The organism is Novosphingobium sp. KN65.2 (genome assembly GCF_001368935.1).
GTDB classification, from domain to species: domain Bacteria; phylum Pseudomonadota; class Alphaproteobacteria; order Sphingomonadales; family Sphingomonadaceae; genus Novosphingobium; species Novosphingobium mathurense.
Window position 1 is genome coordinate 1 of the sequence record NZ_CCBH010000134.1, and the last position, 15,454, is coordinate 15,454.

General features: G+C 59.7%; 13 protein-coding genes. 6 read left to right on the forward strand and 7 right to left on the reverse strand.

Going from position 1 to position 15,454, the window contains the following annotated elements:
• Positions 1-56: 56 nt before the first annotated feature.
• Complete coding sequence (locus SPHV1_RS05435) at positions 57-521, reverse strand: DUF3576 domain-containing protein (protein WP_054945029.1); 465 nt, start codon at positions 519-521, stop codon at positions 57-59.
• A 334-nt stretch (positions 522-855) separates the two neighbouring features.
• Between SPHV1_RS05435 and SPHV1_RS05440 the strand changes: the two genes are divergently transcribed.
• The 3 genes from SPHV1_RS05440 (at position 856) to SPHV1_RS05450 (ending at position 2,888) form a co-directional block, all read left to right on the forward strand.
• The gene (locus tag SPHV1_RS05440) at positions 856-1,614 is read left to right on the forward strand and encodes a hypothetical protein (protein WP_054945065.1); all 759 of its coding nucleotides are present in this window, start codon (positions 856-858) and stop codon (positions 1,612-1,614) included.
• Between the two features lie 147 nt (positions 1,615-1,761).
• Positions 1,762-2,484, forward strand: a complete 723-nt coding sequence (gene phbB, locus SPHV1_RS05445) for an acetoacetyl-CoA reductase (protein ID WP_054945030.1) — start codon at positions 1,762-1,764, stop codon at positions 2,482-2,484.
• 164 nt (positions 2,485-2,648) lie between these two features.
• A complete protein-coding gene (locus tag SPHV1_RS05450) occupies positions 2,649-2,888 on the forward strand; it encodes a ribbon-helix-helix domain-containing protein (protein WP_054945031.1) in 240 nt (79 codons plus the stop codon).
• Between the two features lie 157 nt (positions 2,889-3,045).
• Here SPHV1_RS05450 and SPHV1_RS05455 read toward each other — a convergent pair whose 3' ends face one another.
• Positions 3,046-3,270 carry a hypothetical protein gene (locus SPHV1_RS05455; RefSeq protein WP_054945032.1) on the reverse strand — a complete coding sequence of 75 codons (225 nt, stop codon included), beginning with the start codon at positions 3,268-3,270 and terminating at the stop codon, positions 3,046-3,048.
• 67 nt (positions 3,271-3,337) lie between these two features.
• Entirely contained in the window at positions 3,338-4,621 is a 1,284-nt protein-coding gene (murA, locus tag SPHV1_RS05460) for a UDP-N-acetylglucosamine 1-carboxyvinyltransferase (RefSeq protein WP_054945033.1), read from the reverse strand.
• 145 nt (positions 4,622-4,766) lie between these two features.
• Here murA and SPHV1_RS05465 point away from each other — a divergent pair, with 145 nt between their 5' ends.
• Complete coding sequence (locus SPHV1_RS05465; RefSeq protein ID WP_054945034.1) at positions 4,767-5,648, forward strand: UTP--glucose-1-phosphate uridylyltransferase; 882 nt, start codon at positions 4,767-4,769, stop codon at positions 5,646-5,648.
• Positions 5,649-5,724: 76 nt separating this feature from the next.
• Here SPHV1_RS05465 and SPHV1_RS05470 read toward each other — a convergent pair whose 3' ends face one another.
• From SPHV1_RS05470 to SPHV1_RS05480, 3 genes are all read right to left on the reverse strand, one after another.
• Positions 5,725-6,339 carry a lytic transglycosylase domain-containing protein gene (locus SPHV1_RS05470; RefSeq protein WP_054945035.1) on the reverse strand — a complete coding sequence of 205 codons (615 nt, stop codon included), beginning with the start codon at positions 6,337-6,339 and terminating at the stop codon, positions 5,725-5,727.
• A 110-nt stretch (positions 6,340-6,449) separates the two neighbouring features.
• Positions 6,450-7,535: a phytase gene (locus tag SPHV1_RS05475; RefSeq protein ID WP_054945036.1), complete on the reverse strand. Its 1,086-nt coding sequence runs from the start codon at positions 7,533-7,535 to the stop codon at positions 6,450-6,452.
• The gene (locus SPHV1_RS05480; RefSeq protein ID WP_054945037.1) at positions 7,535-10,339 is read right to left on the reverse strand and encodes a TonB-dependent receptor; all 2,805 of its coding nucleotides are present in this window, start codon (positions 10,337-10,339) and stop codon (positions 7,535-7,537) included. Before SPHV1_RS05480 ends, SPHV1_RS05475 begins: the two co-directional genes overlap by 1 nt.
• A 381-nt stretch (positions 10,340-10,720) precedes the next feature.
• On the opposite strand from SPHV1_RS05480, the gene SPHV1_RS05490 reads away from it, so the two are divergent.
• Positions 10,721-11,887 carry a tyrosine-type recombinase/integrase gene (locus SPHV1_RS05490; RefSeq protein ID WP_054945038.1) on the forward strand — a complete coding sequence of 389 codons (1,167 nt, stop codon included), beginning with the start codon at positions 10,721-10,723 and terminating at the stop codon, positions 11,885-11,887.
• Between the two features lie 236 nt (positions 11,888-12,123).
• Here the strand turns inward: SPHV1_RS05490 and SPHV1_RS24310 are convergent, their stop codons facing one another.
• A complete protein-coding gene (locus tag SPHV1_RS24310) occupies positions 12,124-14,328 on the reverse strand; it encodes a class I SAM-dependent DNA methyltransferase (protein ID WP_197277653.1) in 2,205 nt (734 codons plus the stop codon).
• Positions 14,329-14,732: 404 nt separating this feature from the next.
• Here SPHV1_RS24310 and SPHV1_RS05495 point away from each other — a divergent pair, with 404 nt between their 5' ends.
• Positions 14,733-15,305 carry a recombinase family protein gene (locus tag SPHV1_RS05495; RefSeq protein ID WP_054945039.1) on the forward strand — a complete coding sequence of 191 codons (573 nt, stop codon included), beginning with the start codon at positions 14,733-14,735 and terminating at the stop codon, positions 15,303-15,305.
• Positions 15,306-15,454: the final 149 nt, after the last annotated feature.

A 15,454-nucleotide genomic window follows, 5' to 3' on the forward strand; every position in this document is an offset into this window, starting at 1 on the left:
GGGCCAGTCGGCCCGCGAACCTGAGGCAGGCCGACTGGCCCGCCAATGGATGGGTATCAGCCGCCCACCGAGTTGCGACGCAGGTCGCGGGCACGGGTGAGGATGATGTCTTCGAGCTTCTGCACGGTCGCAGCCTCGACCGGCGCGGAGGCCCAGCCGCCATTGGCCGCGACTTCGCGGGCAGCAGTGACGCGCAGCGCGTCGGCACGCAGGTCCTGGTCGAGGATCATGACCGTGACCTTCATCCGCTCACCGGGATTCTTCGGGTTGGTGTACCAGTCGGTCACAATGACGCCGCCCGCGCTGTCCGACTGGAGCAGCGGCATGAACGAGAGCGTATCGAGGCTGGCGCGCCAGAGATAGCTGTTCACGCCGATGGTGGTCACCTGCGAGGGCGCCATCACCGCGGCGGTCTGCTTCTTGCCGCCACAGCCCGTCAGAGCAAGTGCCGCCGCGGCGCAGAGCCCGGCGCGGACCATGTTGCGAGCAGTGAAGAGGCCGGTATCGGTGCTGCCTGTCATTGTCGTTCCCAATTCCTGAATCCTGGTGGCGAAAAGCGCTGTTACGAAACCCGCCGTCAACGCCTCTATAGCTGCCAACACACTTGCGGCAAGAGCGCCGGCGTTGACGGACCGGCCTAAGCGGGGACAGCCTAAACGCGACCTGAACGCCCGGCACGCCGACAGGCCGCATGGAACGCTTCTTTCTCCCGCCGCCGATCAGACTGTGTTAAGCTGATCTCTGACAGACACGGGAAAAATGTGCGAAGCGATTCCGGCGACAGAAAAGCCGGGCATTGCAACGCACGGCAACAGGGCCGATTGGGGTCAGACAGGTATCTGGCGAGAGTTTGTGATGAGTTCGGGGAGCAACATGGCCGCAAGGGGCGGCATCAGGACCGGCATATTGCTGGCTTGCTGCGTAAGCGTGCTCGCCCTGCCCAGCGCCGTCCTCGCTTTCACTGCCACGATCCGCGCCGCGAACTTCACTGCGCCATCGCTCGAATCCCTCGACCCCGAAGCCTCGGATGAAAACCTCTCGCGCGCCGTTGCCATGCGTTCGCTGGCCAAGGGCCACCAGTTCCCCTTCACCCCCGCCGGCACGCCCAATCGCCCTGACCGGGCCGTGACCGTTGCCGTGCGCGTCGACCCCGAGGCGGCCAAGGCCATCATCGTGCGCCACCGCTCGTCGGTCGCCAAGGCGGAGCAGGAACCGGGCAGCCTGCGCATGGCCCCCACCGGCTTCAACCTGGGCGTGGCGCGCGGCTACCAGAACTTTGCACAGAATCTCGTGCAACCGCCCGCCAGCCGCAACCCGGCGGAGATCCCCGATCTCCAGAAGTTCAGCCTGTCGCCCGGCGCTTCCGCGACCAACACCGATTCGCGCTTCAGCCCGCGCATCTCGATCGACGAAAAGCGTGCGGCGGGCCGGGCTCCGCGCACGTTCGCGGGTGACGCCGGCGAAGTCGATCTCGGCGGCGCCTATCGCGTGACCGACAATCTCAATGTCACTGCCGGCGTGCGCTATTCCCAGGACCGTGAGCGCCTCCTGCCGCTGACCGACGGCAAGCAGGACAGCCAGGCCGTCTATGTCGGGACGCAGTTCAGATTCTGACGAAAATCCGACGCCTCAAAGTATTGTGACAGTCCTATGAAGCAGATGGCCGAAAATTCATCGATCGGCGACTGCGCGCACTTGCCCTGACCCCGTGCATTTCCTAGCAAAGACGTGGTGGAGCCAAACTCATGCGAAAGGCACTCTATGGCACGCGTTGCAATCGTTACTGGCGGAACTCGGGGTATCGGAGAAGCAATTTCACTCGCATTGAAGGATCGCGGGCATAACGTCGTTGCGAATTACGCAGGCAATGATGAAAAGGCGAAGGCATTCACGGAACGGACTGGCATTCCAGCCTACAGATGGGACGTAGGCGACCACGAGGCGTGCCTCGACGGTTGCGCAAGGGTGGCCGAGGAGATCGGCCCGGTCGACGTCGTCATCAACAACGCCGGCATCACCCGTGACGGCGTGCTCCACAAGATGAGCTTCGACGACTGGAACGAGGTGATGCGAATCAACCTCGGCGGATGCTTCAACATGGCCAAGGCGACTTTCCCCGGCATGCGTGAGCGTGGCTGGGGCCGCATCGTCAACATCGGCTCGATCAACGGCCAGGCCGGTCAGTACGGCCAGGTCAACTATGCCGCCGCCAAGTCGGGCATCCACGGGTTCACCAAGGCGCTGGCACAGGAAGGCGCCAAGTATGGCGTAACCGTCAACGCCATCGCCCCCGGTTACATCGACACCGACATGGTTGCAGCCGTACCGCCGTCGGTGCTGGAAAAGATCGTCGCCAAGATTCCGGTGGGCCGCCTCGGCCACGCCTACGAAATCGCCCGCGGCTGCGCATTCCTCTGCTCGGAAAACGCCGCATTCGTCACCGGCTCGACGCTGAGCATCAACGGCGGCCAGCACATGTACTGATCTGGCTCGTGCGGGACGGCTGGCCTCGCCGGTACGTCCCGCACGATACCTGCGCTGCGGGCGCTCCAGTGGAAAGCCCGAAGCGCTGCGGCGCAAGGTTTACTGTCGCGCAACCTCTTCGGGATCCGATGGTTTTCATCGATCCGAACAACTAGGGTCGCGCCATGGCTTCCCCCTACCATCCCCCCATCAAGCGATCGGTCGAAATCGCCGGCCACAAGACCTCGATCAGTCTCGAGCCGGTATTCTGGGACTTGCTGAAGGACCGGGCCGCCGCGGAGAAGATCCCGGTCAATGCCCTCATCGCCCGTATCGATGCGGAGCGTCTCGAGGCCGAAACGCCGCCGGGTCTCGCCAGCGCCGTGCGGGTCTGGCTCGCGCTGAGCTACCAGCGGACCCTGTAACACCCATCGGTCAGGCTGGACGCGAATATCGCAGCGCGTCCTCCCGAACCGTCTGCGGACAGGATTGCCCGCCCAACGGGAAAGGGCGGCCACCTTGCGGCGCCGCCCTTCGGGGACCTCCCGACCGCCATCGGGATAAATTGCTTCACGTGGAACTTCAGTAAGTTGCCGGCGGATCGCTGGCAGGAAAGCTTTCGTCGCTCGCTTCGTCCACCTTGTTCCAGCTTGTCGGCCGGTTCTTCATGGAACTCGGTCCGGCTTCACGAACCTGCGAGAAGTTCTCGTCGCCGCCCGCATAGGCCATGTCTTCCTTGTCGCGGGTCGCATATTTGTAGAGCGCGTAACCGGCAGCGCCGGCTGCAGCCATCTTGATCAGGCCCATTGTCCAACTCCTCTCGTCTGTACAAAGGAGTAATGCATGGGAACTGCAGGTGGTTGCAGCCTTTCGGTCAGTCGCCGCCGACCCGTTCAACCTGGGCGCCGACCAGAGCGAGCTTTTCCTCAAGCCGCTCGTACCCGCGATCGAGGTGGTAGAGACGGTGCACCTGGGTCTCGCCCTCGGCTGCAAGGCCGGCAATCACGAGACTCATCGAGGCGCGCAAGTCGGTCGCCATGACTTCGGCCCCGGTCAGCCTGGAAACGCCGTGGACGATGGCCGTGCGGCCCGAAGTCTCGATATGTGCGCTCATGCGGTTGAGTTCGGGAACGTGCATGTAGCGGTTTTCGAAGATCGTCTCGTTCAGGACGCTGGTGCCCTCGGCCCGGCACAGCAGCGCCATGAGCTGGGCCTGCATGTCGGTGGCAAAGCCGGGATAAGGCGCGGTGGACAGATTGACCGGACGCAGCTTTCCATCGGCCGCGACGTGAATTCCGCCCGCGCGCGGTTCGACCGACACCCCGGCATCGCGCAGCGCCTGCACGGTCGCTTCCATGTCCTCGATCCGCGCGCCCTTGAGCATGACTTCGCCGCCGGTGATCGCCGCGGCGCAGGCATAGGAACCGGCCTCGATGCGGTCCGGCATGACCATGTAAGTGGCGCCATGCAGGCGCGGCACGCCATGAATGGTGAGGTCCGACGTGCCGATACCCTCGATCTGCGCGCCCATCGCCACGAGCAGGTTGCACAAGTCGACGATTTCCGGCTCGCGCGCGGCATTGTGCAGCGTCGACTTGCCGTTCGCCAGGACCGCCGCCATCAGCGCATTCTCCGTCGCGCCGACCGAAACGACCGGGAAGGAATAGCGGCCGCCGGGCAAGCCGCCATCGGGCGCGATCGCCTTCACGTAGCCCGCGGCCAGTTCGATCTGCGCGCCGAAGGCTTCCAGAGCCTTGAGGTGCAGGTCGATCGGACGGTTACCGATGGCGCAGCCGCCCGGCAGCGATACGGTGGCCTCGCCCATACGCGCCAGCATCGGCCCGAGGACGAGAATCGAGGCGCGCATCTTGCGCACGAGGTCATAGGGCGCGACCGAACTGGTGATGCGCGTCGCCTGCAGGGTCATGACGCGGCCGAAGTCTTCCGGGCGCGATCCGGCGATCATCGTCGAGACGCCGAATTGGTTCATGAGGTGCTGGAAACCGTCGATATCCGCCAGTCGTGGCAGATTGCGCAGGGTCAGGGGTTCGTCGGTCAGCAGCGCGCAAGGCAGCAGCGTGAGCGCGGCGTTCTTGGCACCAGATACGGGAATCGTTCCGGAAAGGCGCTTTCCGCCTTCAATGATGATCTTGTCCATTTATTGCCATTTAGTGGAATTCGTGAGGGCGGCAAGCATCGCACGCAACCTTCCGGTCACCGAAGAATTAGGCTTACTCATGTTGCACCGCCACATCCTAGAGGCTTTAATCAGCCCGCAACAAAGTGAGGCGAAGACTTAGTCCATGTCAGACAACAATTTCCGCAAGCCCGTCCGCAAGGCCGTCTTTCCTGTTGCCGGTCTGGGTACGCGCTTCCTTCCCGCCACAAAGGCGATCCCCAAGGAACTGCTGCCGGTGGTCGACCGTCCGCTGATCCAGTACGCCGTGGACGAAGCGCGCGAGGCGGGAATCGAGGAATTCGTCTTCGTCACCGGTCGCGGCAAGACCGCAATCGTCGAACATTTCGATACCGCTTACGAGTTAGAGGCGACGATGAACTCGCGCGGAAAGTCGCTCGATCCACTGGATCCGACGCGCATCCTGCCGGGCAATCTCGTCACCGTGCGCCAGCAGGTACCGATGGGACTGGGACACGCGATCTGGTGTGCGCGTGCCGTTGTCGGCGACGAGCCCTTCGCGATCTTCCTGCCCGACGAGCTGATGTACGGCTCGCCCGGCTGCATGGCGCAGATGATCGAGGCCTATAACGAAGTTGGCGGCAATCTCGTTTCGGTGATCGAGGTGCCGCACGAGGAAGTCTCAAGCTACGGCGTCATTGCGCCGGGCGAAAGCAGGGGCAACCTCACCGAAGTGAAAGGCCTTGTCGAAAAGCCCAAGGTAGAGGACGCGCCGTCGAACAAGATCGTTTCGGGCCGCTATATCCTCCAGCCCGAGGTCATGGGCCTGCTCGCCAACCAGGGCAAAGGCGCGGGCGGTGAAATCCAGCTCACCGATTCGATGGCCAAGCTGATCGGAGAACAGCCTTTCCACGCCGTGACTTTCGATGGCCGCCGCTTCGACTGCGGATCGAAGGTCGGCTTCGTCGAAGCCACTCTCGCCATCGCGCTCGACCGCGAGGACATGGGCGCCGAAGTGCGCTCGATGATGAAAGCCATGCTGGGCTGAGAGACCGCACGGGCGCGCTGCTGCGGCGGCACGGCGCCGGGGCGGGGGCTGTCACGGCCAAACCCGTGACGCGGAACTATTGGCGGACCGGATCGGCCAGCCGCGCCATGATCGAAGCAACATAGGCCTGCGTCTCGCGGATGCGCGGGATGCCTCCGGCCTGCTGCACGCGCATCGGGCCTGCGTTGTAGGCCGCCAGCGCCTTTTCGATATCGCCGCCGAATGCGTCCAGCTGCATGCGCAGGTAACGCGCGCCACCTTCCAGATTCGCCATGGGATCGGCGGCATCGACACCCATCTGCCGCGCCGTGCCGGGCATGAGCTGGGCAAGGCCGCGCGCGCCGGCCGGAGAAACGGCCCGCTCGTTCCAGCGGCTTTCCTGCCAGACAACGGCTTCGAGCAGGCTGGGGCTGATATCGTATTTCGCCGCCAGTTCGGCGACGCGCGCGCGCCAGCGCGAGGGACCGGCTGCATCGAGGGCATGGGTGATCGATTGCGGCTCAAGGCCTGCGTCGAGATGCCCGGGAACGGCCAGCGCTTCGGCGGGAACCGGTGCCTGATCGGTAATCCGGACGGGGCCGCCGGCAATCCAGGTATAGCCGCCCTCGCCCACCTGCAGGACATCGGCGCAGGCAACGCCCGGCACAGTCAGGAGCGCACCACCCAGGGCAGCACTGATAGCGTTACGCATGTCCAAAGGTCACGATTCCCTCGCCAGTCCCGGCCCCATACCGCAATTGCCGCTTGTGCCTCAAGCGGATTGCAGCATGGTAGCCGGGTCCGGCGAGTGCCCAGTTCGGGTCAGTCGAGGCCAAGCGCCTGTCGGATGGAGCGCCAGGACAACAGCTTGAAGTTCTGCGCATCGGGGGCGTTGTCCCCATCCTGCGCAATGAACAGTCCTTCCGGGAACTGCGGTCCGAAATCGCCGAGCACGACCTCGATCCCGTCGGTATCGCTGGTCCCGTCGATCGCCCCGCCATTGATGCGGAATCGGCCTGCAAGCTTGCCCGAAGCCGAATCGAACACGGCATAGGCATTGTCGCCCTGACTCGAAGCCACGAGCCAGCTGCTGCCCGGCAGACGGGCCATGGCGAGCCCCTCGACATCATCGACCAGCCCGTCCCCGGCCCCGACGCGCGCGAAAGCTTCGGCTTTCAATTCGCCCTGCAAGGGCACGCGCCAGATGCCGACATCCTCTTCAGCGACGAAAAGCGTGCCTGTCGCATCGTCGACGACGCAGCCTTCCGACTGGCTGGCGAACTTCACCTGCCGCAGAAAGTCCGGCACGATCCGGCCGTCCTTTTCGTACAGGCCACTTTCGGCAACCGTACCGTCCTTGAGCACGACATAGGCGCGCGCCAGTTCGTTCTGGCCGAGCGAACCGCCAAGGCAGAACCCATAGGCCTCGGCCGGCACGTGACCGGCAGGCAGGAAGGTATCCGAACCGATTTCCGTCAGCTTGCCCGTCGCGCCATCCAGCCAGAACAGCGCGATGCGCGGATCTGACCGGTCGGTGCGATCGCTGGCGGCAACCAGAATGCGGGTCGTGCCATCAGCCATGCGTACTTCACGCAGGTCGACATTGTTGATCGCCCCGGCCGCGAAGAAATCGCGAACCTTGCCGTCGAGGCCATAGACGTAGAGCCCGGCCTTCTTGTCGGTGCCGACGATCAGGCTCGCTGCGGGATCGACCGCATTGCGCCAGATCGCCGGGTCGTCGGCGGCATCGGCCCTGGCCGTGCCTACCGGCTGGGTCTCACCCCGGGCCGGAACGTCGATGGCAGGCAGATAAGGCCGCGGCGCCCCGCCGGTGGTCGCGCAGCCGGCGAGAAGCACGGCCGGGAGCATCGCCCCCGGCCCGGCATTCACAAGATGACGCCAACCCATCAGAAGTTCAGCCGCGCGCCGAACTTGAAGGTCGGGCCGTACTTCTCGAACTGCAGCAGGCGCTGCGCGTCGGCGAAGTTCTGGTAGGCGAAGAACTTGGCGTTGTTGATGTTGATGACGTCGAGCGTCAGGCGCAGATTTTCAAGCACCTTCAGCTTGCCCGAGAAGTCGAGCTGGAAGTGGTTGTCGACATAGCGGTCCTTGGCTGCCGAAGCGCCCACCTCGTCCAGGTACTTGTCGCGATAGGTGCCGGCCAGACGCAGGTCGATCGGACCCTTCTCATAGCCGAGCACGACGTTGAAGGTATTCTTCGACGACTTGGGCAGCGAGATCTTGCGACCGTCGGCCAAGGTGCCGTTGGCGTAAGTGTACGTGTAGTTGAGCTGTGTCAGCAGGCCGTCGAAAGGCGCCGGCAGCATCGTGTAGGCCTGGCTGAAGCTGGCTTCGAAGCCCACCACTTCGGCGCTGTCGCCGTTGATGGTGGTCTTGAACTGGTCGTAGAGCGTACCCTTGTAGGTGTAATCGTCGAAAGTCTGCGTGACGGCGTAGTTCTTTACGTCCTTGTAGAAGGCGCCGAACGAGATCGCACCGTTGCCCGAGAAGTAGTATTCAAAGCCAACGTCACCATTCCATGCCTCATAGGGCTTGAGGTCGGGGTTGCCGAAGTCAGCCTCGTTGTCCTCGTTGACCGTGGCCTTCGGCGCGAAGGCGGAAAGCTTGGGACGCACGAGGCTCTTGTAGCCGGCGGCGCGGAAGACGAGGTCATTCTGCGGCGCCCAGCGGACCGTCAGGCTCGGGAGCCAATCGGTATAGTTGCGCTTGATCTGCACCGTCTCGATCAGCGGCGAGTCGAACTTCTTGTTATCGCGCTCGGTCAGGACATTGCCGTTGAGCACGTTGCGGGTGTGCTCCATGCGCACGCCGCCGATCACGCGCAGGGCATCGGAATCCCAGCGGGTCAACGCGTAGGCCGAGGTGATGTCTTCCTTGATCGAGTAGTCGCTTGCCGCCGAGTCATTGGCGGAGTCGTATTTGCGCAACTCGAAGTTACCCTCGTTGGCACGGTAGAAATCGGCAGAGCCGTTCTTGTTGGCCACCGGGCCGAGGCTGATGCCGTCGAGGCGGTAGGTCTGCTCGCCCAGCACGTCGGCCAGGGTGAAGTCGCCGTCGTAGCCCTTGAAGACCGAGACGTTGAAGTCGTACGACTTCTTGCGCCAGCGCTGCTTGGCGCCCGCCTGGATGGTGAAGTCGCCATTGCCAGCCGCGAAAGTGCGGGCAAGGTCGGCCTTGATCGCGTACTCGCGGTCCTGGCTGTCCGAAAGCGTGGTCAGCTCAAGCTTGTCGAACTCGTAGGCCGAAGCCGAATTGACAAGGTCCGCGCCGCTGGCGATTTCGTAGGTCGGCACGCGCGGATCCGAATAGTCCCAGCGGATCGCGGCGCCATCGCCTTCGAAATCCTTGGCGAAACGCATCGGATCGACCGAGAAATTCTCGCGTTCAGAAGACTTGGCGTAGCTGGCCGACCAGTTGAACTTCCAGGTGCCGGTATCGGTGTCGCTGCCGATCACGACGGAACGGATGCGCTGGCGCTCGAAACGATCCTTGAGATCGCGCTCGATCGTGAAGCCGCCTTCCTTCTTGCCCTTGGAATTGGTGACCTGGGTATCGGCAATGGTCACGTTATTGCCGCTGCCCGTGATGTCGAGTGCATCGCCGAAATCGAACGTCGTACGGCGACGGTATTCGTGGTCGTCGAACTGGCTCCAGTTCCCCTTGAGGTAAGCGACGGTCGTGTCCGAAGCGCGCCAGTCGAAGTTGAGCGTCGCGTTGAAACGCTTACGCTTCACGTCGTAATCGCGATATTCGACGGTGGGGCTGTAGACGAGGCCGCCATCGGTCTTCTTCCAGCTATCCGATTCGACGTTATCGGTCTCGAACTTGCGTTCGTAGTAGCTCACGCCGCCCGAGACGCCGAAATCGTCGCCGATGCGCTTCGAGAAATCGAAGCCGCCCTTCGGCGTGATGTCACCCGAGTAGTCGTTGTAGCTGCCCTCGGCGCGGACCGCGTAATAGTCCTTCTTGCGGTCGAAGGCGCTGGTCGTCTTGATTTCGATCGAGGCGCCGATGGCGTCGGCATCCATGTCCGGCGTCAGCGACTTCTTCACTTCGATCGATTCAATCGTGTCCGAGGAAATGACGTCGAGCGCGACCTGGCGGGTGTCCGATTCCGGCGCGGGAACACGCACGCCGTTCAGCGAGGTCGCGTTCAGCTCCGGATCGAGACCACGCACTGCAACGAAGCGGCCTTCGCCCTGATCGTTGAGGATGTTCACGCCGGGCAGACGGCGCAGCGATTCGGCTACGTTCTGGTCCGGGAACTGGCCGATGGCATCGCGCGTCAGCACCGATTCCACGCCGTCCGCAGCCTTCTGGCGCGAGAGCGAGCTGGACAGGTTGGCCGCCTGGCCGACGACAAGGATGTCGCCCCCGCCGATGGCGCGCATGTCGAAATCGCCCGAGACGCTGCCCGCCTGCGGTACTTCGATGGTTCGCGATTCGATCTCGGCGCCGACGTAGCGCGCTTCCAGCGTGTAGGTGCCCGCCGGAATGTCGGCGATGATGTAGTTTCCGCTGCGGTCGGTCTCCACCGAACGGTCCAGCTCGACGATCCGGACCGAGGCCGACTGCAGAGCCCGGGTGCCGGTGGCGTCATAGACGTTGCCGGAAACTTCACCGGCGTGGGCGATCGAGGCGAAAGAGGCCGAAGCCAGCAGCCCCGCGAGGAGGCGAGCGGTAGAATTCATGTTGGTGAGATCCCTGTGACTTTTATTCGATGTCGCGGGGCGCCCACTAGGCACGAACGATGACACTGCCGTGCCAATCTGACGACAGTTTGATGACAATAGGTTGCAAAACAGCAACTTAGGTTAAATCTCTGGCCCGGGAAAAACGGCGCAAGTCCGCGCCTTCAGCACCGACAGCACTTACATTCGACATGGCGATGAAAGAAGAATGGTGCTGCTGGGGAGGATTGAACTCCCGACCTCACCCTTACCAAGGGTGCGCTCTACCGAATTATTCGGTAATACACGGCGCATAATCCGCAGTTTTCCGTTTACTTTCTCTCTGATTCCCCCCCATTGGATTCCGTACTTATTCCGTACGAAATGCGAAGGATAGTAGCAGTGGCACTTGACCTCAGCAGGGTTGGAGAACGTGATCGACTCAAAGCGCAGCGAGAGCCACATTGGCAAAGACTTCGTGCCGGTTGCTTTCTCGGCTTCCGCCCATCAAAGCGCAGCGGCAAGGGCACATGGATTGCCCGCGTCTATGATAGCGATAGCGGTAAGTACCATTTGAAGGCTTTAGGCGACTTCGGAGCGCTACCGGGCAATGCCATATTTGCCGCCGCGAAAAAGGAAGCCGAGGCACTAGCCGAACAAGTAGAAGCTGGCGGAGAGGTTCGCCGGAAGGTCGAAACGGTAGCAGATGCCTGCCGCGAATACCTGAGCGAAAACCCCGGCAAAATTGCTGAGGGCGTTTTCCGTCGCCACGTTTACGGCGATCCCATTTCAAAGTTGAAGTTGGACAAGCTGCGCCGTCACCATCTCAAGGATTGGCGAAAGCGGCTGGAAGATGCCCCCGCAATTGTCAGCCGCAAAAAGGACGGCGAGATACGCACAAGGGCGCGTGCCTTTTCTACTGTAAACAGAGATATGGTGCCACTTCGCGCCGCGCTGAACAAATTTCTTGCCGCAGGCACTCCAAATAGCGAGTCGGCTTGGCAGGAGGCACTCCGCCCTTTCGAGAAGGCGGACAAACGGCGCCTGCTCTATCTCGATAAGGCCCAACGCCGCTCTTTGGTGGATAATGTCGCCACCGAAGCGAAGCCGTTTGTCCGTGCGCTATGCTTGTTGCCGCTGCGTCCCGGCGCAATGGCTCATCTTGTTGCTGGGGACTATGACAAGCGCACCTCAGAATTGACAATCGGAATGGACAAGACTGGCAGCGAACGTCGTATCCTATTACCAGCCGATGTGGCGGCAATGTTTGCCGAACAAACACAAGACAAGTTACCCGCCGCACCTATGTTTATGCGGGCCAATGGCAAGGCTTGGGACCGCAACACATGGGGAGATGCGATAGAGAACGCGGCGAAGGCGGCGGAATTGCCGAGGGGTACAACCGCTTATACCTTGCGCCATAGCACCATCACCGACCTTGTAAGCGCCGGACTCCCCTTGCTTACCATCGCACAAATCTCAGGCACCAGCGCGGACATGATCGAGCGGCACTATGGGCACCTCACTGGCGATGCTGCATTGAGGGCATTAGGGGCGTTGGCGCTTTGAACACAGATTTCATAGCTCAAATTGCACTATACCGATCAGCGTTGCTTTTCTCACGTGCCAAGATCTCTGATCACAATACGAGCGAGCCATCTGCAACTCTAAATAGTCGCGATCTCGTTGACACTCAAAGGAACGGCAATAGAGACTCTCTGTTTTACTATCACAATTCAGGTCCGTAGATGGAGGAGTAAGAGGCATCCGAAAGTGTAGCGACAATCAGATGCCTCCCTATTGATCTAGCGCACCACCGCGTCTTTTTCCCTCACAGTGTCCGAACCAGTCCGATCGGGTCGAATTGCATCATCATAGGCGCTTAAAGAGGCCTCAATAATCTGCTTTGTGCGGGCCAATCGATCTTCAACCCATTCACGTAGAGATTGAGACGAAGGTAAAGCAAAGTCAGCTATTCTTGCAGGGGTAAGTTTACGACCGTAGGTGAACCTCCACTTCTCCGCATGCAACGAGGCGGCGGCAATAACTAGATCAACCTCATCTACACCCGATCTTGGCAGTAGAACAAGGCAATCATCGTTTACTGCACAATCTTCGAGCTGCACAAAGGACTCACCAATACTACCAGTTTGAGCGACGGTAACAAACGGAGCTTGAATTAGGCTTGGGAAATCTAACCATCCATAACACCCATTATAGCTTTCTGTTGGAGAAATCACGAGGGAGTCCCCATCAGCGATACCTTCACGGCTATGTAGCTCCTTCATGCCGTAAAAGATTTCAAAACTGCCACCTACAGTGCCTGGCTTGGCAGGTAGAGCGCTTGAGTTTTTCTTTCTCTGGCTGGTGAGCATTTCCTTGTAAGGCTTAACGGCAATTTCATGCGCCGAAACGGCACGTCGTTGCTGCACCACCTCAACAGCATATCGCGCATAAAAGGAAGCCATCCGCCGAAGGAGAACATCAACCGCGCTCTTAACCTCATCATCTTCGGGTGGCGCAGATGGTATGTAAGCTCCTACGGCCCACTCGTCTTTACCATTAATCGATGCCAATCCGGAGAAGCCAGCCACTGGCTGCTTATTTACGACTGAATCTGTAGCCGCCGGGATTTGGTTTGGCTCCGACGCTCGTTGAACCCGAGTGCCCTTTCTAAGCACCCAGCCGTCATGATGAAGCCGTACAAACACTGACTTTCGACTTGAAGAATGAGGAACACCCTTTTCAAGAAATATTATACTCGTCGTTGCCGATGCATATGGCTGAAACAATTCATCTGGAAGTTGGATGCTTGCAACCAATGTATTGTTTTTTAAAATTCTCTCTCTCCAAGCACCCTTATCTTTCTTAACAAGGATACTAGTCGGCAAAATTACGGCAAGTTTTCCGTTTCTCTTTAGACCATTTAGGGCGAGATCAACAAAATCTTCCGCAGCCGTATCCGTTTTCTTATGTGGAAACGGCGGATTCATGAGGGCAATGTCTGCGAAGCCTTTCTTGAAATCGCGAGAAGAAAATGCGTCAGCTTGATAAATGCCTGTGGAGCCATCCCCTCGCAGGATCATATTGGCAACACATAGAGCAGCCGTGACAGGCTCACTCTCGAAGCCGATTAACTGACTCGCCACTACCGCCACCATGTGCTCTCGTGACATATTATGCTCGCGGAGCATTCGATCCATACAAGCGACGAGGAAGCCACCTGTTCCACATGCAGGGTCAAGAACGATATCGTCCTTACCAGCCTGCACTATGTCAGTCATAAATCGAGCTATATGCCGTGGCGTGAAATACTGACCAATTGTATTCCCGCCTGTATACCTAAAGAATGTTTCGTAAAGTTGACCAAGATAATCATGCTCAGCAGTTAATACCGTAACATTTAATCTTTCCAAAATAGCAGCAATTCGTCGCGCACGAGAAGCTAGCTTATTGTTTGCCTCGGGAACTTTTATGCTGCTGGCGAGCTTAGGCTTTCCAGCCTTTATGAAAGCCTCTTTACAGGAGTAGTTTATATCTTTCAGTATAAACTCAGGATCACGACGAATATTTCCTTGAGACTGCCAAAGCGCCAACATAATCGCGGCGACTACAGCAGGTCTGAATTCGTCTTTAATGTTAGACTCTCGAAGTAGACGATTTATTTCTTCGGCCCGCTCTGCAAGCACTTCCGGAGGAGGAACTGTGGGGCGTAATTCATTAGTCGTTGCTGGAGAAGCAACACGGACAAGGTCGTCGCGTGTCGGTATCCAATTGATTGGCTGCCCTTCATACGTGATAGGCACCCAAAGCGAACCGTTCCATTTATTAACTCGCAATTCGAAGTCGGAATCGTCCGCGCCTGCGAGGCCGATGGCAAGGGGATGAAAGCCATCTTTAATAAAGGCCGCAGCATAGCTTTGTGCCTCTTCAACAGCGAGATCAAGCTCCGAGGCCCTAGCCTTGGCCTCGATCACCGCCATCGGTTCTTCGGTCTGCCTGTCGAGCAAGATGGCCTCGGGCACACCTGCCCCTTTTCCCCTCTTGCTAGATTTAGCAAGGACCGACGCTAACTGCGGAAAAGCCCTATATTCATGTTGGAAGAGGACATCACCAACTGGCGGACGCTTTCGGTTCCAGCCCTGTGTATCCAATAGATCATTCAAAAGGTGCTCCGACCGTCGTTCAGAAGCCCGTTTCGAAGATGCCGACGCCACATTATATCCTTCGCACTGATTATCCATCTCCCCTATGGCAGACGGATTCTCACGGCGCAAACTGGTCGGGTGTTCTTTTAGGTATACCTATCCGAGACGTTTTTAGAGACACGTTCGATTGTCTCATTAGGGTTGCGAATCACTTTATGAGACGATATCAGGTCGTAGTCTAGAGGCTATTGAGACAAGGTGTCGTTATGCTGATCGGTTATGCAAGGGTAAGCTCGTCGGGCCAATCGCTTGAGGTTCAGCTTGACGCATTGAGCGCTGCTGGCTGCGATAAGGTCTTTCAGGAGAAGAAGAGCGGCACCAGCGCAGACGGTCGACATGCTCTTGCCGACGCCATCGATTTCGTTCGGGAGGGCGATACTCTCGTGATTACGCGCCTAGATCGGCTGGCACGTTCATCGGTGGACCTGCACAACATCATCGCCCGGCTAAATGCGAAGGGCGTAAAGTTCCGGTGCCTTCAACAGGCAGGGATCGATACCGATAGCGGGATGGGCAAGCTCGTACTTGCCATCCTCGGGGCAGTCGCGGAATTCGAAACGGACATCCGCAAAGAACGCCAAAGAGAAGGCATTGAGAAGGCTAAGGCGAAAGGCGTCTACAAAGGACGGAAGCCTTCGGTTGATGTTTCTGCCGTCCAGAACCTTAAGGAAGAAGGCTTTGGTCCTAGCGAGATTGCTAAAAGGTTGGGTATCGGACGGGCCAGTGTTTACCGAGCACTAGCAACAGGGGCCTCCGAGAGCACGACAACCGCGAGCTAAGTCCGCCTAGAATGATCTGAGAATGCGGGAAAAGCTCGCATTCTGGCGCTCAACAGTGCCGTTTGACGACAAAGGGGGCCTGCATACCCGGCGAGGCCCTTTTGTTGCTGTAGGGTCTAGAATTGCAGGATTTCGCCACAATTCTAGAC